This window comes from Aureimonas glaciei (assembly GCF_014643375.1).
GTDB classification, from domain to species: domain Bacteria; phylum Pseudomonadota; class Alphaproteobacteria; order Rhizobiales; family Rhizobiaceae; genus Plantimonas; species Plantimonas glaciei.
Genome location: NZ_BMJJ01000013.1, coordinates 46,425 through 65,268 on the forward strand (window position 1 = coordinate 46,425; position 18,844 = coordinate 65,268).

19 protein-coding genes are annotated in these 18,844 nt (G+C 68.7%); 11 read left to right on the plus strand and 8 right to left on the minus strand.

The window, feature by feature from the left end; all coding sequences use genetic code 11:
- Positions 1 to 25 precede the first annotated feature (25 nt).
- From IEX88_RS21900 to IEX88_RS21925, 6 genes are all read left to right on the plus strand, one after another.
- The gene (locus tag IEX88_RS21900; RefSeq protein WP_188854619.1) at positions 26 to 559 is read left to right on the plus strand and encodes a DUF3280 domain-containing protein; all 534 of its coding nucleotides are present in this window, start codon (positions 26 to 28) and stop codon (positions 557 to 559) included.
- Positions 556 to 1,614 (plus strand): (5-formylfuran-3-yl)methyl phosphate synthase, encoded by a 1,059-nt coding sequence (locus IEX88_RS21905; RefSeq protein WP_188854620.1) that lies wholly within the window; start codon positions 556 to 558, stop codon positions 1,612 to 1,614. Before IEX88_RS21900 ends, IEX88_RS21905 begins: the two co-directional genes overlap by 4 nt.
- A gap of 218 nt (positions 1,615 to 1,832) precedes the next feature.
- A complete protein-coding gene (locus IEX88_RS21910; protein ID WP_188854621.1) occupies positions 1,833 to 2,471 on the plus strand; it encodes an amino acid kinase family protein in 639 nt (212 codons plus the stop codon).
- 37 nt (positions 2,472 to 2,508) lie between these two features.
- Positions 2,509 to 3,972: a DUF6513 domain-containing protein gene (locus IEX88_RS21915; protein ID WP_188854622.1), complete on the plus strand. Its 1,464-nt coding sequence runs from the start codon at positions 2,509 to 2,511 to the stop codon at positions 3,970 to 3,972.
- Between the two features lie 88 nt (positions 3,973 to 4,060).
- Entirely contained in the window at positions 4,061 to 4,642 is a 582-nt protein-coding gene (locus IEX88_RS21920; protein ID WP_188854623.1) for a DUF447 domain-containing protein, read from the plus strand.
- A gap of 86 nt (positions 4,643 to 4,728) precedes the next feature.
- Positions 4,729 to 5,337, plus strand: a complete 609-nt coding sequence (locus IEX88_RS21925) for a Uma2 family endonuclease (RefSeq protein ID WP_188854624.1) — start codon at positions 4,729 to 4,731, stop codon at positions 5,335 to 5,337.
- A 78-nt stretch (positions 5,338 to 5,415) separates the two neighbouring features.
- Here IEX88_RS21925 and IEX88_RS21930 read toward each other — a convergent pair whose 3' ends face one another.
- Positions 5,416 to 6,444, minus strand: a complete 1,029-nt coding sequence (locus IEX88_RS21930; protein WP_188854625.1) for a hydantoinase/oxoprolinase family protein — start codon at positions 6,442 to 6,444, stop codon at positions 5,416 to 5,418.
- Positions 6,445 to 6,585: 141 nt separating this feature from the next.
- Here IEX88_RS21930 and IEX88_RS21935 point away from each other — a divergent pair, with 141 nt between their 5' ends.
- Positions 6,586 to 7,284: a HisA/HisF-related TIM barrel protein gene (locus tag IEX88_RS21935; protein WP_188854626.1), complete on the plus strand. Its 699-nt coding sequence runs from the start codon at positions 6,586 to 6,588 to the stop codon at positions 7,282 to 7,284.
- Positions 7,285 to 7,795: 511 nt separating this feature from the next.
- Here the strand turns inward: IEX88_RS21935 and fae are convergent.
- From fae to IEX88_RS21970, 7 genes are all read right to left on the minus strand, one after another.
- Positions 7,796 to 8,305, minus strand: coding sequence for a formaldehyde-activating enzyme (gene fae, locus IEX88_RS21940; protein WP_188854627.1), 510 nt, complete (start codon positions 8,303 to 8,305; stop codon positions 7,796 to 7,798).
- Positions 8,306 to 8,549: 244 nt separating this feature from the next.
- Positions 8,550 to 9,437 carry a triphosphoribosyl-dephospho-CoA synthase gene (locus IEX88_RS21945; protein ID WP_244640429.1) on the minus strand — a complete coding sequence of 296 codons (888 nt, stop codon included), beginning with the start codon at positions 9,435 to 9,437 and terminating at the stop codon, positions 8,550 to 8,552.
- Between the two features lies 1 nt (position 9,438).
- A complete protein-coding gene (locus IEX88_RS21950) occupies positions 9,439 to 10,416 on the minus strand; it encodes an ATP-grasp domain-containing protein (protein ID WP_188854628.1) in 978 nt (325 codons plus the stop codon).
- Positions 10,417 to 10,418: 2 nt separating this feature from the next.
- Positions 10,419 to 11,408, minus strand: a complete 990-nt coding sequence (gene mch / locus IEX88_RS21955; RefSeq protein WP_188854629.1) for a methenyltetrahydromethanopterin cyclohydrolase — start codon at positions 11,406 to 11,408, stop codon at positions 10,419 to 10,421.
- The gene (locus tag IEX88_RS21960) at positions 11,405 to 12,550 is read right to left on the minus strand and encodes an ATP-grasp domain-containing protein (RefSeq protein ID WP_188854630.1); all 1,146 of its coding nucleotides are present in this window, start codon (positions 12,548 to 12,550) and stop codon (positions 11,405 to 11,407) included. The genes mch and IEX88_RS21960 overlap by 4 nt, the downstream gene beginning before the upstream one ends.
- On the minus strand, positions 12,547 to 13,449 hold the full coding sequence (locus IEX88_RS21965) for an NAD(P)-dependent methylenetetrahydromethanopterin dehydrogenase (RefSeq protein WP_188854631.1): 903 nt from the start codon (positions 13,447 to 13,449) through the stop codon (positions 12,547 to 12,549). The genes IEX88_RS21960 and IEX88_RS21965 overlap by 4 nt, the downstream gene beginning before the upstream one ends.
- Positions 13,450 to 13,610: 161 nt before the next feature.
- Positions 13,611 to 14,573 carry a beta-ribofuranosylaminobenzene 5'-phosphate synthase family protein gene (locus IEX88_RS21970; RefSeq protein ID WP_188854632.1) on the minus strand — a complete coding sequence of 321 codons (963 nt, stop codon included), beginning with the start codon at positions 14,571 to 14,573 and terminating at the stop codon, positions 13,611 to 13,613.
- Positions 14,574 to 14,648: 75 nt separating this feature from the next.
- On the opposite strand from IEX88_RS21970, the gene IEX88_RS21975 reads away from it, so the two are divergent.
- The 4 genes from IEX88_RS21975 to fhcD all read left to right on the plus strand — a co-directional run bounded on the left by IEX88_RS21975 (position 14,649) and on the right by fhcD (position 18,761).
- Positions 14,649 to 15,026 carry a 4a-hydroxytetrahydrobiopterin dehydratase gene (locus IEX88_RS21975; RefSeq protein WP_188854633.1) on the plus strand — a complete coding sequence of 126 codons (378 nt, stop codon included), beginning with the start codon at positions 14,649 to 14,651 and terminating at the stop codon, positions 15,024 to 15,026.
- 77 nt (positions 15,027 to 15,103) lie between these two features.
- Entirely contained in the window at positions 15,104 to 16,225 is a 1,122-nt protein-coding gene (locus tag IEX88_RS21980) for a molybdopterin-binding domain-containing protein (RefSeq protein WP_188854634.1), read from the plus strand.
- Positions 16,225 to 17,865 carry a formylmethanofuran dehydrogenase subunit A gene (locus IEX88_RS21985; RefSeq protein WP_188854635.1) on the plus strand — a complete coding sequence of 547 codons (1,641 nt, stop codon included), beginning with the start codon at positions 16,225 to 16,227 and terminating at the stop codon, positions 17,863 to 17,865. Before IEX88_RS21980 ends, IEX88_RS21985 begins: the two co-directional genes overlap by 1 nt.
- The gene (gene fhcD / locus IEX88_RS21990) at positions 17,853 to 18,761 is read left to right on the plus strand and encodes a formylmethanofuran--tetrahydromethanopterin N-formyltransferase (RefSeq protein WP_188854636.1); all 909 of its coding nucleotides are present in this window, start codon (positions 17,853 to 17,855) and stop codon (positions 18,759 to 18,761) included. Before IEX88_RS21985 ends, fhcD begins: the two co-directional genes overlap by 13 nt.
- Positions 18,762 to 18,844: the final 83 nt, after the last annotated feature.

An 18,844-nucleotide genomic window follows, 5' to 3' on the forward strand; every position in this document is an offset into this window, starting at 1 on the left:
ATCTTGCATGAGGAGCAAAATCGACATGCGAAGACAAGGCGGACTTTTTCCCGTTCTGCTTCTGGCCATGGTCGGCCCCCTGATGGCCCTGCCGGCCGCGGCGGCCGAAAAGAAGGTGGCGGTGTTCGACTTCGAGCTGATCGACACCAGCCTCGAAGGCGAGATCAACGGCGTCAATCCGGCCCAGACGGAGCGCCTGACGCTGCTCGCGCCGAAACTGCGCGCCGACATCGACGGCGAGCCGGACCTCGTCGTCATCGACGTCGCCCCCGTGGCGGCCGAGGCCACAAAGCAGACCCTCAGCAAATGCGAGCGCTGCGTCCTGGCGCTCGGCAAGCAACTGGGCGCCGACATCGTCGTCATCGGTACCGTCCAGAAGGTCTCCAACCTCATCCTCAACATCAATGCCTATGGCCACGAGGTCGCGACCGGCAAGCTTGTTGCGCAGGGCAGTGCCGACATCCGCGGCAACAATGACGAGATGTGGGGCCGCGGCATCGAGGCGCTGTGGAAGAACACGCTGAAGAAGCAGTTCCAGGCGATCGAGACGGCGCAATGATGAAGTTTCTGGCGAGCGTCACCGGCCCCGAGGAGGCCGAACTGGCGCTCGAGGGCGGGGCGGATGTCATCGATCTGAAGGATCCGCGTCGCGGCGCGCTCGGCGCCGTTTCGCCCGAAGTGCTGGCGGCGACGATCGCGCGCGTCGCCGGACGGCGGCCGGTCTCGGCCGTCGCCGGCGACCTGCCGATTGAAGCGAATGCCGTGCGCGAAGCCGTCGCGGCGCGGGCGGCGGCTGACTTCGTCAAGATCGGCCTGTTTCCGGCGAGCCGCGACGATCGGCAGGACGTGATTTTCGGCCTCGCCGCGCAGGCGGCCGAGACCCCGCTCATCGCCGTCTTCTTCGCCGACGGCGATCCGGATTTCTCCCTTTTGACCGACCTCGCCCGTGCCGGCTTCCACGGCGCGATGATCGACACGATGGGCAAGGAGAGCGGGGGCCTGCTAAAGCATCTGTCCGTGCACCAGCTCGGCGATTTCGTCGCCGCCTGCCGGGCCCAAAACCTCGTCTGCGGCCTCGCCGGCTCGCTGGAGGCGCCCGACGTGCCCCGGCTCGGCGTGCTGAAGCCGGACTATCTCGGCTTTCGCCGCGCCCTGACGACCGGGCGGCGCGAGGAGGGGCTCTCCCTCGATGCGGTGCAAACGATTCGCGCCCTGATCGACGCCGAGGCGTCGCCCGCCCCGGCGCGCGCGCCGGCTGCGGCGTCTGGCGCGCGCACAGACCGTATCTTCGTCCGCGACTTCACCCTCGACATGCAGATCGGCGCCTACGGCTTCGAGCGGGGGCGGACGCAGAAGGTGCGCTTCAGCGTCGATGCGTCGGTGGCGCCGACCTCGTCCGCGCCCAGCGCCATGGCCGACATCTACTCCTACGACCTGATCATGGACGCCGTGCGCGGCCTCGTCGCCCGTGGCCATACCGACCTCGTCGAGACGCTGGCGGAGGATCTGGCCGAGGCGGTCCTCGCCGACCGCCGTGTCGCCGCCGTCATGGTTCGGGTCGAGAAGCTGGAGCTCGGCCCGGCGGCCGTCGGGATCGAGATCCGGCGCCCGTAACCTCTTGGAATATCAGTGATCCTTCACCGCAACAGTGCGTGATGACGCGGCGGGGGATCGCAATCGGCGCTTTACAACCTGCCCCCTTGCCGCCCTATGATGACCGACAGGCCGCCGCAATCATGGCGGCGACCGGAAACAACATCCCACCACGGGCGCCCCGACGGGTGCCCGAAAGCTGGGAGGACAGGGGCGCCGCGCCCGCGGCGAACAGGCACATGCAGGATATTCTCGTGATCAAGCTCGGCGGCAGCTCCGCCGCCTCGCCGGATTTCACCCGCTGGATCGCGGCCATCGAGGAGGCAGCGCGCCCCGTGGTCATCGTCCCGGGCGGCGGTCCCTTCGCCAATGCGGTGCGCAAATACCAGACCAAGATGGGCTATGGCGACGAGGCGGCGCATCACATGGCGATCCTGGCCATGGTGCAGTTCGGCCTGGCACTGGTGAGCCTCGGCACCCGCATGGTGCCGGCGCACAGCGAGGCCGAGATGACGGCGGCGCTGGAGGCCGGGAAGATTCCGGTCTGGATGGCGGCGCAGAGCGCCGTCGCGGCGCCCGAGATCGCCCGCGACTGGTCGGTGACCTCCGACAGCCTGTCCGCCTGGCTCGCCGGACGGCTGCCCGGCGCCCGCCTGCTGCTCGTCAAGCAGATCGATGTGCCCGAGGACAGTGGCCTCGATGCCGTCGTCGGCGCCGGCATCGTCGACGAGAGTTTTCTGTCGATGCTGCATGCCGACACGCCGGTGCACGTCGCCGGTCCCGCCGACCTCGCTCTGGCGGGCCTGAAGCTTGCAGAAGGCGGCATTCCCGGTCATGAGATTTGCGGGCGTCCGGCCATGCTCGACGCCGCCGAATGACCAAAGCCGCCGGCCGGCTCTGAGGGATCGACGAGCCATGCCGGGCGAAAAGCTGCTCTTCCTGACCGGACATCTCGCCCGGCCGCGGCTCGAAAAGCTGCTGACGGCCCTGGGGGCGACCGATTTCGACTGGGCGATCCACGATATCGGCGTGAAGGTCGCGGCGCTGATGACCGGCGAGATCATCGAGCGGCGCCTGCCGAAGCCGGTCGCCGCGACGCGGGTGATCGTGCCCGGCCGGTGCCGCGCCGATCTCGAGCATCTGTCGCGGCAGTTCGGCGTCCTCTTTCAGCGGGGGCCGGACGAACTCGTCGACCTTCCCGCCTTTCTCGGCCGTAAGGGCGCGCCGCCCGACCTGTCGCGCCACGACATGCAGATCTTCGCCGAGATCGTCGACGCCTCGGCGATGTCGGTCGCCGCGATCGCTCAACGTGCGCTGGGCATGCGCGCCGCCGGCGCCGACGTCATCGATCTCGGCTGCCTGCCGGATACGCCCTTTCCGCATCTGGAGGAGACGATCCAGGAGTTGCAGCGCCAGGGGCTGAAGGTCAGCGTCGATTCGGCGAGCCGCGACGAACTTTCCCGCGCCACCCGCGCCGGCGCCGATTTCCTCCTCAGCCTCAGCGATGAGACGCTCGACATCGCCGAGCTGGGTTCTGCCGTGCCGATCCTCGTGCCGGCCATCCCGCACGACCTTGATTCGCTCGGCCGGGCCATCGATAAGGCCCGCGCCATGGGCATCGGCTTCATCGCCGATTCCATCCTCGACCCCATCCATTTCGGCTTCACCGCCTCGCTGGTGCGCTACCAGCGCCTGCGCGAAAAATACCCCGACATCGAAATCCTGATGGGCACGGGCAACCTCACCGAACTGACCGACGCCGACACCTCGGGCGTCACCGCGACGCTGCTCGGCATCTGCTCGGAACTGGCCATCCGGCATCTCCTCATCGTCCATGTCAGCCCGCACACGCAACGCACGATCGAGGAGCACGACGCCGCGCGGCGGATGATGTTCGCCGCCCGTGCCGACAGCGCCCTGCCGCGCGGCTACTCATCGGGGCTGCTGCAGGTGCACGACGTCAAACCCTTCGCCTCGACGCCGGACGAGCTCGCGGCGCAGGCGGCCGAGGTGCGCGACCGGAATTTCCGCATCGAGACGGCGGTCGATGGCGTGCATGTCTACAACAAGGACATCCACCGCGTGGAGACGGACGCCTTCGAGTTCTATCCGCATCTGGGTGTCGCCGACGATGCCGCGCACGCCTTCTATCTCGGCGCCGAACTGCAGAAGGCCGAGATCGCCTGGCGGCTCGGCAAGCGCTATGCGCAGGATGGACGGATCGATTTCGGCGTCGCCACGCCGCCCGAGCCCGTCGACCGGACGCGGCTGGAATCGGCCGGCCATACGCTGAAGCCGAAGACCGGCGCGGCGTCGCCGGTGAAGGAAAGCGATGCAATCCCGGAGCCGGTGGCCGCGGAAGACGATCGGCGCGGCTAGCGCAAAAATAGCCCCACCGCTTGCCGCGCCATGCCGGCAGTGGAACGGGATGCGCCGGCAGGTTCGGCATCAGGACGACGGAGGCCCCATGCCCTATATCCGCGAAAGCATTCTGACCACGATCGGTGCCGACGGCCGCGTGCACATCGCCCCGCTCGGCATCATCGAGGAGGGGGACGGCTGGGTGATCGCGCCGTTCCGGCCGTCAAAAACCCTCGACAATCTGGAATCGGGCGGCGTCGCCATCGCCAACTACACCGACGACGCCCTGATCTTCGCCGGCTGCCTCACCGGCCGCAAGGACTGGCCGCTCACGCCGGTCGAGGGCTGCGCCGTGCCGCGCCTCGAAGCGGCGCTGGCCCATGACATCCTGACGGTCGAGCGGGTCGAGGCGCACGACCAGCGGCCGCGCTTCTTCTGCCGTGTCACCGGCTCGGGTCAGCACCGGCCCTTCACCGGCATGAACCGGGCGCGGGCCGCGATCGTCGAGGCGGCGATCCTCGTCAGCCGGCTGTCGATGCTGCCGGCGGAGAAGATCGAGGCCGAGGTCGCCTATCTCAACATCGCCATCGCAAAGACCGCCGGAGATGACGAGCGCCAGGCCTGGTACTGGCTGATGGAAAAGATCATCGCGCATCTGGCGGCAGCGGAAGCTGCGCCGACGGCCTGATCCCGACGCCGGCAGCAGCCCGGCCGCCGGTCATGCTGGAGTGAGATCGGTCCTGTGGTAGATTCGCCCGACGGCGGGAGGACCCCATGGACGTTCCTGAACAGGCAAAAGTGTCGGCCGAAGAGTTCCTCGACTGGGTCCTCGACCAGGTAGGGCGTTTCGAACTCGTCGACGGCGCCGTCGTCGAGATGATGGCGGGCGCCAAACAGGGGCACAACGTCGCCGTCAGCAACATCGTCATGTCCCTCGGGCCGCAAGCCAAGGTCGGCGGGTGTCGGACCACCGCCAGCGACACGGCTGTGCAGACCGGCGCGGACGGAATCCGCTTTCCCGACGTCGTCGTCGACTGCGGGCCGCCCGATCCCTCCGCCACGGTTGCGGGAAGCCCGACCCTTGTGGTTGAAGTCTCGTCGCCAGGAACGAGCCAGGTCGATACGACCGATAAGCTCGACGAGTATCAGCGCCTCGAGACCCTGCGGCTCATCCTGTTTGTCGAGCCGGGGGTCGTCTCGGTCAAACTCTACCGGCGGGACGAGAGCGGATTGTGGAACGCAGAGAAATCCGAAGATCTCGCGGATGAGATCGATCTGCCGGAGATCCGCTCGGTTCTCCCTTTGCGCGCGGTCTACGATACGCTCGCCCCTCGTCATCGACCGCGCTTGCAGTTGGTCGAACCGAGCGCAAAGCCGCGCTGATCATAGGCCAAGCGCCGGAACCGCCGCATTGCCGAGAGATTGCGCGTCAGGCGGCGCCGGCTCTCCGGCCACGGATTGTTACCCGGCTTCCTGCGCCAAAATCGCCAGCGCCGCAGCGGGCGCGGCGCGGCAGGTGTCGTCGCGCAGTTCCGAGCGGCAGTCGATGAGGTCGGCGAAGTCGACGACGCCCCGATCGAGTCGGGCGGCGAGGCGCTTCAGGACCGGGCGCCCGGCGCCGGCGACGACGAGCGGCGCCTGGCCGGGGAGCGTGCCGCGCGAGAGCACCTGCAGCGCCGCGTCGTGGATGCGGCGGACCTGCGCCTCGGCAAAGGCGCGGGCGAGGTGCTCGAAACTGGCTTCGTCCGCTTCGGAAGCGTCGCGGCCGATCATCCGGCCGAGGCGGGCGCGCGAGGCGGTGACGGTCTTTTCCTTGCCGTCGGCGGCGGCATGCTGGTCGTCGTCCTCGTCGAGGACGCCCAGAATGCGCTGCACGTCGGCCATGGTGGCGAAGAGTTCGGCCATGATCGGCGTCTGGCCGCCGGCGAAGGCGACGCGATCGGCGACCGCCATCAGCGCCGTGCGCGTATAGCCCTGGTAGACGAGTTCGCCGGCGAGCAGCCGCTCGGCATCGGTCTCGCCGTGCGCGACGACGGCGCCCTCCGTCACCGGGACGATGTCGGTGGTGGTCGAGCCCATGTCGACGAACAGCGCCGCTTCGATGCGCGCTGCGACGAGGCCGGCGCTGGCATGCCAGTTGGCCGAGGCGATCTTGCCGACATGCGCGGCGTGCGCTTCTGCCGGCAGCAGGCCGAGGCTGCCGGCATAGAGCCTGACGCCTTGGCCCAGATGCCGGGTGACGATGGCGGTGAGGGCGGCGACGCCCTCGCCCCGCTCGGTGAAGACGTCGGAGAGTTCGCCGGTCATCGTCACGGCATGGCCGGAGACCTCGCCGGCCTCGGCCAGGATCGCCGCCAGCGCCTGTTCCAAGGGATCGAGGCCTTTCCAGAGCGGCGTCGGCAGCTGCCAGACCCGGCGGATCTCGCCGTTCTCGGCGAGCGCCGCCTTCAGATGCGCGCCTCCCACATCCCAACCCAGCGTTCTCGTCATCGTCCACTTCCCTGATGCGGCGCCCCTTGAACGGTCGGCAAATCCCGTCGCCCCGCCGCGATGGCCTCTGGTATAAGGCGACCGGCGCGGGAAACCAACCGGCTGCCGGGATCGGGACGCCGACAGGGGAGGAACAGGGCCGTGCAGATCATTCCGGTGCTCGACATCAAGAACGGCGTCGTGGTGCGCGGCGTCATGGGCAACCGTGCCGCCTACCGCCCGATCGAGACGCCGCTCTCGGCCAGGCCGGAGCCGCTGGACGTCGCCCGGGGCCTCCTGTCCCTCGCTCCCTTCAAGGCGCTCTACATCGCCGATCTCGACGCCATCGAGGGCCGGCCGGCCAATGTCGCCACGGTATCGGCGCTTGCGGCAGCATTTCCCGGGATCGAGCTCTGGCTCGATGCCGGCCTGCATACGGCGGGGGAGGTGGCGGCGCATCTCGTCCCTCCCGGTGTCGCCGTGGTGATCGGCAGCGAGACGATCGACAGCGCCGAGACGATCGCCGGCTTTCGCGACGAGGCGCGCGCGATCCTGTCGCTCGACTACCGAGGCAGCGCTTTTGTCGGGCCACCGGGGCTGGAGACAGCCGCAGACCTTTGGCCGGCGCGGGTGATCGCGATGACGCTGGCGAAAGTCGGCAGTGGCGCGGGTCCCGATCTCGGCCGGCTGGCGCAGGTGAAGGCCATGGCCGGCGGGCGGCAGGTCTTTGCGGCCGGCGGCGTGCGCCACGCGGCCGACCTGGACGAACTGCAGTCCGCCGGCATCGCCGGCGCGCTCGTCGCCTCGGCGCTGCATGACGGACGGCTCGATAGAGCGGCGCTGGCTCGTTTCGTGAGGTGAGGCACCTTGCGGAAACGGCGGTCGGGGATGATGTCCCTTGCTCTTTGCCCTCGCGCTCTTCCGCTCCTCTACTTTGTCGAACTCTCGAGCATCCGCATTGCGTTCAAGCGAGGTGCCATCCCCTGATCATAGTCATTCTCGGGCTTGACCCGAGAACCCATGCCCCAGCATCGGCCGTATCTTATCCGGCGGAAGGAGGGTCGATGGGATGAGATTTGGCAGCTGAAAGGCTGCGGCATGGGTTCTCGGGTCAAGCCCGAGAATGACTATCCTGATGGGATAGCGCCCGAGATAAGGGATTGCGTCGGAACGCACATGAACTGCGTCACAGCTTTGGTCGATCGCCAGCCGCCGCAAACCCACCCCCAGCCATGCCGTGCCAACAAAAAAGGGGCCGAAGCCCCTTTTTCCGTTCGGTGGATTCCTACTGGAATCCGAAGATGGCGGCCAATCGCCGGAGAAGGCCGGCTTTCATCGCCGGCTTGTCGTCTTCCCCGGGATGGTCTCTTGTCTAAGCACCGGCGAAAGGATGGGCCGCGGTGCCCTTCTTGGCGACGACTTCGGCGGCCGTCGGCGTGCCCTTGATGGCGCGCTCGATCGACTCCTTGGTGGCCTTGTAGTTGTACTCGCGGATCTTCGCGTCGTCCTCGGCTTCCCAGTGGATGAAGACGCCGACGCAGATGAACAGGTCGTCCGCCTCGTCGGCGGGGATGGTGCCGTCCTCGACCGAGTCGGCGACGGCGCGCGCCACGGCGGTCTGCGCCGGTCCGAACATCTGCACGGCCTGCTTGGCGCCCTTGATCGTCACCTTGTTGAACATCAGGGTGTTGGGCTTGCAGGGCAGGTTCGGCGCGACCACGGCGAGGAGCGACGTGAAGCCGTCCTTGTTGTTGGTCAGCGAGTTGCAGAAAGCCGTCTCGGCCGCGCTGCCACGGGGGCCGATGATCAGATCGATATGGGCAACTTCGTTGCCTTCGCCGACGAGCGATTCGCCGACCATCACTTTGTTGATTTTCGCCATGACTCATTCCTCCTGAGATGGTTCACACAAATTCATCCCGGCACCCTCGAGGGCCGGTTCTCACGTTCCGTTTTTCAGGGAAAAGCCTCGGCCGCGGGCGCCCAGCGCGGTACCAACGACCAAAGATCCTCCCGGCGACAGATCCCTCTCGATCCGTCGCACGGCTATCCCTGTTCACGGCGTCCCCTGCGGGACCGGTTGGCCAGATAGCTGCTGCAGGGACATGGCCCCTTGCGGGGGACAGTCAATCATCCGCACCCCCAATCTTCAAGCTGTCTGCGAGGCCGTCGGCGAAAATGCTGGCGACGGTGAGGTCCGCCGAGGTGCCGGGATTCAGGCCCTCGCGCTTCAGCGCAGCATCGAAATCCCCTAGGAATTCCAGGCGTTCCCCGGGATTATGCAACGTCGCCAGATGCTTGTGTGCCGCGATCATGCGCAGTTGCAGGTCTTGCGCCGCGATATCGCCAAACTTGCGACCGACATGGCTGTCGGGAAAGGCGGCGGCAATGGCGAGAAAACAATCGACGACCGGGTCCATGCCGTCGCCGTTTTTCGCCCGCGCCGCCCTCAAGGCGGGGAGCCCGACCGAAAAGACGGCGGAAAAGCCGTCGGCATACTGGCGCGCGACGAGGTCGCGCGGGGCGGCGATTCGCATGGCGTCGACTAGTCCGATGGCGGGCGCCGCCCGCACGTCGTGCTCGCCGCGCGTACCGAGGCCGCCGGGCGAGGCGCGGGCAATGGCGGCGAAGGCGTCGCGCGCGTCGTCGGCGGCAAGGCCCGCAAGAACATCCGCCAGGGCGGCGCGCAAGGCCGCTTCGGCGGAGGATCCCGCCGCGACGCACGCCCTTTCAGCGGCCGCGGCCAGCGGCGCGCAGAGGAGGAGGATGCCGAGATTGGTGTTCATGCCGACCGCGGCAAAGGTCGCCTCGACCGCCCTGAGCACGCGCGTGCCGACCGCCCGTCCGGGTGCCGACATTTCCGGCGCCGAGACCTCGGCGCTCGCCTCGAAGACGCCGACATCCATGCCGTGGCCGCCGGCAAAGCGGTGCACGTTTCCCGGCTTCAGGGCGTCCAATTCGGCATGGCAAGCCTCGCGGTAGAGGGCCGCAATCCTTGCCGGCGACAGGGGCAAGCTAGACCGCCCGTGCCAGCGCGTCCGCGCCGTGGGGCAAAGCGCGGGCGGCGAGCTGGGCGAGGAGATCGCGCGCCCGCAGCATCGGCACGTCGACGCCGCTCGCCTTCTGCAGGCCTGTCCAGGCCGGCATGGAGTTCACCTCGATCACCTGGGCGGCGCCTGTCGCATCGCGCAGGAGGTCGACGCCGCAGAAATCGCCGCCGACGGCCCGCGTCGCCGCCAGCGCCAGGGCTTCGAGCTCGGGATCGGCCGGCATCGGCAGAGCGGTGGCGCCCTGCTTGATGTTGGTGATCCACTGCCCGGCCTGGCGCATCATCGTCGCGGCAACGCGCCCGTGCGAGACGAGGATGCGGTAGTCGGTGAAGAGGCCGCCGTCCTGGCGCCCGGCGAAGCGCTGGAGGTAGTAGACGCCGGCGATGGCCCCCTCGGCCGGCAGGTCGTCCGGCCCGTGCACCAGTTTCAGCCCCTTGCCCTGCGCCCCGAACAGCGGCTTCAGCACCAGCGGCCCGGCCTCGCCGGCGAGGATGGCGAGGGCCGCGTCGCGCGATTCCACCGTCCAGCTGCGCGGGCTCGGCAGACCGGCACGCGCGAGCAGAAAACTCGTCATCGACTTGTCGACGCAGTTCTCGATGGCGCGGGCATCGTTGGAGACGAGGACGCCGAGTCGGGACAGCGCGTGCAGCGTGCCCAGCCGGCGCGTCACCTGCTCGAAACTGCCGCCGTCCATGGTCCGGACGCAGACGGCGTCCGGCAGGTCCTCGCCGAAATGCGGCAGGACGAGGCCGTGGCGGGCGGCACTGTCATAGGAAATGTCGGCGAGCTCCATCGCCTTCACCCGCGCGCCGGCCGCCTTGAAAGCCTTCAAGAGGTCGCGGGCATGGCGGTCGAGATCGGCGGTGACCAGCGCGATGCGCGGCGCCGTGCCCGCACTGCCGCCGATCCTGGCGCCGGCCGGCAGGGAAAGGGTCTCGCCCATGCTCACCCGAAGGACGCGGCGACAAGGGCGGCATCGACGCCGCCGGCGCGAAACGTCTCGCCGGTCTCGAGCGCCACCACGGCGACCTCGGCCGGGCTGAACAGGCTGCCGTCGATCTTGTAGAAGTCGCCCTCGTATTGGCGAAAGATGTCGGCGAAGGGCCGGCCGAAATCCTTGGAGCTGCGGCTCGGCAGCGCCTCGGCGAGGGCTTTGGCCTCGGCCGCCGGGCCGGTGACGTGGAGGAGCACGCGGCCGCCGTAGATCACCGCGTCGTTGGTGCGGCCCATGGCGGTGACGAAGTCGGGATGCGGCGGGGCGAGCGGCGCCGAGCCGAGGCCGGAGACGATGCGGGTGAGGTCGAAATGCAGGACATGCGCCTTGTGCATGGCCACCTCGACGACGCGGCCGATGATCTGCACGGTGCCGGCGAGACTCTGCGTCGGCGCGTAGAGGATGGTCAGATGCTCCGGCGCGACCTGGCAGTCGGCGGCGATGCGGCGGACGAGGTCCTCCGGCGGTGGGCTGCCGGTTTCCAGCACCAGCACGGCGCTGTCGCCCGTGTCGGCATAGGCGATGTCGGCGTACAGCTCCTCCTTGCCGGCCAGCGCCCGGGCCGGTCCCGATCCCATGGAGAAATAGGCATTCTCGCCCTCGCCGGATGTCAGCATCCAGCCGGCATACTGGCTGCCGAGGCAGGCGAGCACCGGGTTCCCCGTCTGCACGGTGAGGCTGAAGGGATAGGCTGGCAGGGCCGAATCCGTGGAGATGGCGACGCTACCGAGGCCGCCGAGGCAGATCTCGGTCATCAGGCGCCCGGCTTCCAGGCTGCCGGTGACGGCGGCACCGCAATCGACCAACGTCTCGCCGGCGGCGCCGGTGGACACGGCGATGCCCAGCGCATCGGCGCGGGCGATCAGGGTGGCGACAAGCGCCAGGGCGCCCCGGTTGACGGAAATGGTGGGGGGACGCTGGTGTCCGGCGACGATGGTCATTCGAAGGATCCTTCGATCAGGCTCTTCATGGCGGAAAGCCGCGCGGCGAACAAAGCGATAGCCGTGTCCGCGTCGGGGCCGTCGGCCTTCAGCGTGCACAGCGGCTCGCCGAAATGGATGACGGTCCCCGGCATCGGCCGGTCGGAGACGAAATCGGGCCAGTCGACAGGGCCGACAGTCACCGTCTCGACGTCGAGATAGGCGAAACCGGCGGCGCGCACCGGCGCCGTCGGCAGGGCGCCGTCGGCACCGGGCAAGCGGCCGTCGCAGGCGTCGATGTGCAGGCGCAGGAGCGGATGGCCGGGCCGCTCGAACACGTCCATCGAGGCGCCCGAGCGCGGATTGATCTCGAGGAGGACGGCGTCCTCGCCCGCCGGCAGCAGGAAATCGGCGCTACCGAGGCCGACGAGATCGGGCACGGCCGCGGCGATCGCCTCGATCGCCCGGCGCATGCCGTCGGCGTGGGCCTTTGCGACCGTGACGGGGCCGCAGGCGCCGCCGTAGCGGTAGGGCTCCGTCGGGCTCGGGCTCGGCCACTGCTCGGACAGGCCGAGAATCTCGGCCTTGCCGCCCGCGGCGACGAACAGAGCGGAGCGGCGGTCGCCCTGGACGACGCGCTGGTAGTAGCGGTCGGGCGAGGGGGGGCGGTCGGCGAGCGGGCCGATGTGCAAGCCACCGGCCGCGCCGGCGCGCTTGCTCAGCCAGGCGTCCTCGTCCGCGATCGGCCGCTCGGTCTGCGTCTCGGGATGGCGGATGCCGAGTTCGCGGCAGAGCGCGGCAAAGCCAAGGGGATCCTTCAGCCGGCGCACGGTGTCGCCGGTATTGCCGATCAAGCGCCAGCGCTTCGCGATCGCGTCAAGGAGTTCCGGCCGATCCTCGAAGCCCGGGCCGCAGACGACGCCCACCGGTTCCCGGCCGACGGACAGCGATTCCAGCGCCGCCAGCAGTTCCTCGCCGTCGAAGCCGGAGACGAAGTCGCCCCGGACGGTGCGGAAATCGGCGACGAGATCGCGCAGGTCGTTGTCGGCAAAGAGGTCGGCGACAAGCGGCCGGTAGCCCGCGGCATGCGCACTGGCCGCGAGCGAGCGCCCGGAAAAAGTGGCGATCAGGAGATCGCCCTGGGGTTCGGGCTGGGCGTTCACAGCTCGGGAACGAGCGTGCGGGCGAGGGTGAAGGCGTCGCGGAAGTCGAGCGCCAGCACCTCGTCGGAAGCGATCATGCGTTTGAACAGCCCGGATTCTGTCTGGTATTTCACGTTGCCGATGGCCAGCGCGCCGATGCCGAGCGCGGCCGTGCCAGGGATCTCCTTGCCGAGGTCGAACACGTCGACGCCCTCGATGCCGGATGGCGGCACCGCGTTGACATCGGCGGCGGCCAGAAGTTTTGGCGCGCCCGAGAGCAGCGATGCGGTGAGGACGCGCACGCCGGCCTTGGCGGCGGCGAAGACCACCTCGGTCTCCTTCAGCACGTCGGCCTTTTCCGCGTCGCTGGCGCCGTTGACGGCGGCGACGTCGACGCCGAAGCGCTGCTTCATCTCGTCGGCCCGGGCCTGCACGCGCTCGACACCGTTATGGCCGACCAGCGTCACCTCGGCGCCTTCCAGCGCGGCGATGACGGCGGCGCAGTAGCCGACGACACCGGTGGCGCCGAAGACGGCGATGCGTGCGCCCTTCAGCCCCCGACCCTTTTTCGCCTGCAGGACCTTTTCGGTGCAGGCGACCATGGCGGCGGCGGTGGTGAAGGAGCCCTGCGGATCGGCGAAGACATGGGTGCCGAAGGGCGGCACGAGGGCGTTCTTGGCGGCGTCGATCATGTCGAGCGCCAGGACGGCATCGTCGCCTCCGAAGAAGATCGCTGTGGACGCGCCATCATGCGGCGGACGGGAAAAAATCGCGTCCTGCACGAGGTCGCCGACCTCCTCCAGCGTCACGGCCTCATAGGGCACAATGACGTCGAAGCCGGCATCGGCTGCCATGTTCACGTCGAAAGGGCTGACATGCTTGTGCGGCGTCAGCATGTGCAGGATGTTTTTCGCAGCCATTGTTCCTCCAGGCAGTATCTCGGCCGGCCCCGCCTCTCCGGGCGGAATCGTTCAGGCGATGCGCGAGCGGGACCGCTCTTCGTCGAATCGCCGCCCCGTCACCGTTCCTTGTTTTCGCATGATCTTCTCCGAAAGCCGAAAGCTGCGTCTCGGCTCGTGCCCTAGCGGCCAGGCGTCTCGATCCGGGCCCCGTCGTTGCGGCCTTCGACGATGCGGATGTCGAGACCCTCGGTCTTGCCCCCTTCCTTCAGCCGCCGCACCAGGTGCTCGGCCTCCTCGGCGCTGGCGGCGAAGGCGAAACCGGTCGGCCCCCAGGAGCTTTGCCCGAGCCCGTGCGCACCAAGCGCGCCGAGTGCCATGATGGCCTCGCCGACCTGCCGGCTGGCGAAAGGGCCACCCTGTGCCGGGGTGAAGTGCTGGCCGACGCGGCGCTGGATGTCTGAGATCGCCGCGCCGAAGCCGGTGATGTCGGCTTCGGCCAGCGCCGGCAGCGCCTGCATCAGCACGAGCCGGCAGATGTCGGCGGCATCGCGCTCGGGGAAGGCCGGCAGGGCGGCGAAGGCATCGACCTCGGCGCTGCCGGCCAGGCCCTTCAGCGAGGGGTCGAGAACGAGAATGACGCGCCAGGCCGGCGGGAAGGGCAGCCGGGCGATGACCGGCGGGGGCGCAGCGGTCTTGCCCTTGCCGCCGTCGACCAGAACGCCGCCGTTGAGGAAGAAGCCGGCGCCGACGCCGGAGCGGTTGCCGCGCCCCAGAAACTCCGCATCGCCATCGGGGTCGAGCGGCAGGCCTTCCAGCGTGCGCACGGCGGCGGCGACGGCCAAGGCGATCTGCGTCCCCGAGCCGAGGCCGGAATGGGAGGGGATGACTTCGTGGATGACGAGATGGTGGTGTTCGTAGCTGATCGACAGGTGCGAGCGGATCGCTTCGAGATGCCAGCGCGCGCGCGTGCGGTCCGGACCTTCGACGGTCGTGGCGCCAGCGCGGGTCAGCGTCAGCCGGGTCGCTGGCGCCGAGACCGCCATGCCGATGCCGCCGAACAGGCGGCCGAGGCTGCCATTCATGTCGAGGAAACCAAGGTGAAGGCGCGCGGGCGCCAAGACGTTGACGACGTCTGATTTCACGATATTCCCCTGCCATCTGGTGCCCGGGCCCTATTATTCCGGTTTGTCGCGAACCGACAAGGGAGAAGGCGCGAGATGGGTGACAAGAAGGAAAAGACCTACCCACCGGCAGACGTAGTGGAGCGGCTGCAAAGAACACTGCCGGCCTGGCGGCTGGAGGACGGCTGGATCCGCCGGACCTACAAGACGCAAGGCTGGAAATCGACGCTGATGGTGATCAACACCGTCGGGCACCTCGCCGAGGCGGCCTTCCACCATCCCGACATTACCGCTTCCTATGCCTGGGTGGAGGTGCGGCTGATGAACCACGCCGCCAAGGGCATCACCGACAAGGATTTCGAGCTGGCCGCCAAGATCGAGGAAGTGGTCGGCTGGCAGCCCGGCAAGGACGGGGGTGCGCTGACAGGGCCACCGGACGACCCGCGTTTCGCCTACATCAAATACGATCGCTGACGAATTTCTGGGCGAGGGCTTGGCGCTCCGGCATGGATTCCTTTAACTGATGGCCGGGCGCCAGGAAGCGAAGTCTTTTGGGCAAAGCATGGATCAACGGGACCGAGGTCTCCGAGGGCGAAGCCGTCGCTGAGGCCGCGCGTCTGATCGGCGAAAGCCGGCTGCCGCTCGTCACAGGGCTCGGCACTGATGTGGCCGGCGTCAAGGCGGCGCTGGCGCTGGCGCGGCGGGCGGGCGGCGTGATCGACCACGCCGCGTCGGACATCCTCTATCGCAATGTCGAGGTGCTGCGCAGCGCCGGCATGTTCGTGGCGGCACCGGCCGAGATGCGCCGGCGCGCCGACCGTTTTCTCGTCGTCGGGGCCGAGGTCGCGACGCTATCGCCGGCGCTGCTTGCCTTCGTCCTCGGCGGCGAGGGAATGGCCGGCGGGGAGGGCGGATCGTCCGGCCGCAAGCTCGTCTGGCTCGGCGGTGCCAGCGACGAAACCCTGCCCGCGACCCAGATCGCCACCGAGACCATCGCCTGCGCCGGGCCAGACCTTCCCCAAGCGGTGGGGATGATTCGGGCCGCGCTAGCGGGGCGTCGCTTCGGCGCGGGGCCGATCGACGCAGCTACCGCCTCAAGCGTCGCGGCACTTCTCGCCGAAGCCCGCTTTGCCTGCATAATCTGGTCCGCCGCCTCGCTCGACGCACTCGGCGTCGAGATGCTGTCCGGGCTCGTCGCCGATCTGAACCTCACCACGCGCGCCTCGTCGCTGCCGCTCGGCGGCGCCGGCCAGGCTTTTGGCGCCGCGCAGATCGCCACCGCCGTCAGCGGTTTTCCGCTTCGCAGCCGGTTTGCGGACGGCGTCGCCCTGCATGACCCGTGGGCCTACGATGGCCGACGTCTGATCGCCTCGGGCGAATGCGACCTCGTCGTCCATGTCGACGCGCTCGCGGGCGGCCACGCGCCGGTCGATGCCGGCGGCTTGCCGGTGATCGCCATCGCCGGTGCCGGTGCCTCCTTTGCGGCAACGCCGGCGGTCGCCTTCGAGGTTGGCCTCGCCGGCCGCGATCATGCCGGCGCGCTCTACGACGACATCGCCGCGACCTTCGTTCCCGTCGATGCGCCGATGGGCGGCCCTGCCGGCTCGGCCGCAGCGATCCTTTCGGCGATCGCCGCGGCGCTCGGCGATGCTTCAGCGAAGAGGGCCGCGTGATGCTGAGGGTTCTGCAAGGCGGCCATGTCGTCGACCCGGTCAACGGCCGCGACGGCGTCGGCGACGTCTATATCGAGGACGGACTGATCGTCGCCGCGCCAACCGACGGACGGCCGGCGGACGAGGTCGTCGACTGCGCCGGCACCATCGTCATGGCCGGGGCGATCGACATCCACTCGCACATCGCCGGCGGCCACGTGAACACCGCGCGGCTGCTGCTGCCGGAGTTCCACAAGGCCTTCCAGGCCCGGCCCGGCCAGACGCCGCTCGGCAAGGTCGGCTGGACCACCGAGGAGACCGGCATCCTCTATGCCCAGATGGGCTTCACCACCGTGGTCGAGCCGGCCATGGCGCCCTCGGCGGCGCTGCATGCGCATCTGGAACTTGCCGACATCCCGATCATCGACAAGGCGACGCTGGTCGTGCTCGGCAATGACGATTTTCTCCTGTCGATGCTGCGCGCCGGCGAGAGCGAGCAGGCGATCGAGGATTATGTCGCCTGGACCGTCTCCTCCGCCCGTTCGCTCGGGGTAAAGACCATCAATGCCGGCGGCTCGGCTGCCTTCAAGGCGAATGTGCGCGCCTTCGCCTTCGACGACACGGTGCCGGATTACGGCGTGACCTCGCGCCAGATCGTCAAGGCGCTGCAGGGCGCGGTATCGCGGCTCGGCATCGCCCATCCCCTGCACGTCCACTGCAACAATCTGGGTCTCCCCGGATCGAGCGTCGAATCGGCGGAGATGACCATGCAGGCGGCGGATGGCGTGCCGCTGCACCTCGCCCACATCCAGTTCTACGGCTACGGCAAGGAGGGCAGCCGCGCCTTCTCCTCGGAAGCAGCCAAGCTCGCCGAGATCGTCAACGCGTCGCCGGAGATTACCGTCGACATCGGCCAGGTGATGTTCGGGCAGACGGTGACGGTCTCGTCCGACGCGCTGCGCCAGTTCGGCGGACGCGGGGCGGCCAAGCCCCGGAAGAGCGTGATCCAGGACGCCGAGGCCAATGGCGGCGGTGTCGTGCCGATCGACTACGTCCAGGCGAATTACTACAACGCCCTGCAATGGGCGATCGGGCTCGAGCTCTTCCTCCTGATCGACGATCCCTGGCGCGTCTTCTTCACCACCGACCATCCGAACGGCGCGCCGTTCACGGCCTATCCCGACCTCTTCGCCCTGCTGATGGACCGGGACCTCCGCCGGCAGTGGATCGACAAGATGCCGAAGGCGGCGGTGGCGATGACGCGGCTTTCCGAGATCGACCGCGAGTATACGCTCGCCGAGATCGCCATCATGACGCGGGCAGCCCCCGCCAAGCTCCTCGGCCTCGCCGATCGCGGCGACCTCTCGCCCGGCAAGATCGCCGATGTCGCGGTCTACCGCGCCGGCGACGATCGTTCCGCGCTCTTCGGCAAGGCGGCCTTCCTCTACAAGGACGGGCACCTCGTGGTGGAGGATGGCAGCGTCGTGTCGCGGCGCATGGGTCGGACCCTGACGCTCGACACCAAGGCAGATCCGGCGATGACGCGCCGACTCGAGCGCTACTACGACGACACCTACGGGATCCCGACGCGCTGGTTCCAGGTGCCCGAGCACGCGCTCGGCCTCGCAGATCCATTCAAGGTGGTTCCATGGCAGCGCTGACCCGCAACGGCGTCGTCATCGACGACACTTTCGCCGAAGCCTTTCCGATGAGCGGCACGGGCATCATCGTCACCGCCGTGAACGAGCGCTGGGTGCTGGAGGCGGCGCGGTCGATGACCGGCTTTGCCACCTCCGTCATCGCCTGCGGGGTCGAGGCCGGCATCGACCGGATGCTCTCGCCCGAGGAGACGCCCGACGGGCGGCCGGGCGCGCGCATCCTGATCTTCGGCATGGACGGCGACGGGCTGAAGAAGCAGCTGGCGACGCGGCTCGGCCAGTGCATCCTGACCGCGCCGTCCTCGGCCTGCTTCGCCGGGCTGGAGGGCGAGACGAAGATCGATCTCGGCAACGCCATCCGCTACTTCGCCGACGGCTGGCAGATCTCGAAAAAGTTCGCCGGCAAACATTACTGGCGCATGCCGGTGATGGAGGGCGAATTTCTCTGCGAGGCGAAGACCGGCATGACCTCCAAGGGCGTCGGCGGCGGCAATCTCCTCTTCCTCGCCGCCGATGCCGCGCATGCACTGGCCGCGGCCGAAGCGGCGGTCGACGCGATCCACGCGGTTGAGGGCGCAATCATGCCCTTTCCCGGCGGCGTCGTCCGGTCGGGCTCGAAGGTCGGCGGAAAGTACAAGGGCATGATGGCCTCCACCAACAACGCCTACTGCCCGACGCTGAAGGGCGTCAGCGATACCCAGCTGACGCCGGAGATCGGCTCGGTGCTGGAAATCGTCATCGACGGACTGACCTCCGACATCGTCGCCGAGGCGATGCGCGTCGGGCTGAAGGCGGTGGTCGATCTCGGCCCCGAGCGCGGCGCGCTGCGCATCAGCGCTGGCAATTACGGCGGCCAGCTCGGGCCACACCATTATCACCTGAAGGATCTGGCACCATGAGCGGTCTGACCTTCACGCTGCGCAGCGAGCCGAACCAGCGCCTCGACCTGTCCCGGCTGACCGCCAGCCATTTGGCGGGCCTC

Bases quoted from the DNA above. Each gene is read 5' to 3' on its own strand.
- IEX88_RS21900 (WP_188854619.1), top strand. From the start codon at position 26: ATGCGAAGACAAGGCGGACTTTTTCCCGTTCTGCTTCTGGCCATGGTC.
- IEX88_RS21905 (WP_188854620.1), top strand. From the start codon at position 556: ATGATGAAGTTTCTGGCGAGCGTCACCGGCCCCGAGGAGGCCGAACTG.
- IEX88_RS21910 (WP_188854621.1), top strand. From the start codon at position 1,833: ATGCAGGATATTCTCGTGATCAAGCTCGGCGGCAGCTCCGCCGCCTCG.
- IEX88_RS21915 (WP_188854622.1), top strand. From the start codon at position 2,509: ATGCCGGGCGAAAAGCTGCTCTTCCTGACCGGACATCTCGCCCGGCCG.
- IEX88_RS21920 (WP_188854623.1), top strand. From the start codon at position 4,061: ATGCCCTATATCCGCGAAAGCATTCTGACCACGATCGGTGCCGACGGC.
- IEX88_RS21925 (WP_188854624.1), top strand. From the start codon at position 4,729: ATGGACGTTCCTGAACAGGCAAAAGTGTCGGCCGAAGAGTTCCTCGAC.
- IEX88_RS21930 (WP_188854625.1), bottom strand. From the start codon at position 6,444: ATGACGAGAACGCTGGGTTGGGATGTGGGAGGCGCGCATCTGAAGGCG.
- fae (WP_188854627.1), bottom strand. From the start codon at position 8,305: ATGGCGAAAATCAACAAAGTGATGGTCGGCGAATCGCTCGTCGGCGAA.
- IEX88_RS21950 (WP_188854628.1), bottom strand. From the start codon at position 10,416: ATGGGCGAGACCCTTTCCCTGCCGGCCGGCGCCAGGATCGGCGGCAGT.
- mch (WP_188854629.1), bottom strand. From the start codon at position 11,408: ATGACCATCGTCGCCGGACACCAGCGTCCCCCCACCATTTCCGTCAAC.
- IEX88_RS21965 (WP_188854631.1), bottom strand. From the start codon at position 13,449: ATGGCTGCGAAAAACATCCTGCACATGCTGACGCCGCACAAGCATGTC.
- IEX88_RS21975 (WP_188854633.1), top strand. From the start codon at position 14,649: ATGGGTGACAAGAAGGAAAAGACCTACCCACCGGCAGACGTAGTGGAG.
- IEX88_RS21985 (WP_188854635.1), top strand. From the start codon at position 16,225: ATGCTGAGGGTTCTGCAAGGCGGCCATGTCGTCGACCCGGTCAACGGC.
- fhcD (WP_188854636.1), top strand. From the start codon at position 17,853: ATGGCAGCGCTGACCCGCAACGGCGTCGTCATCGACGACACTTTCGCC.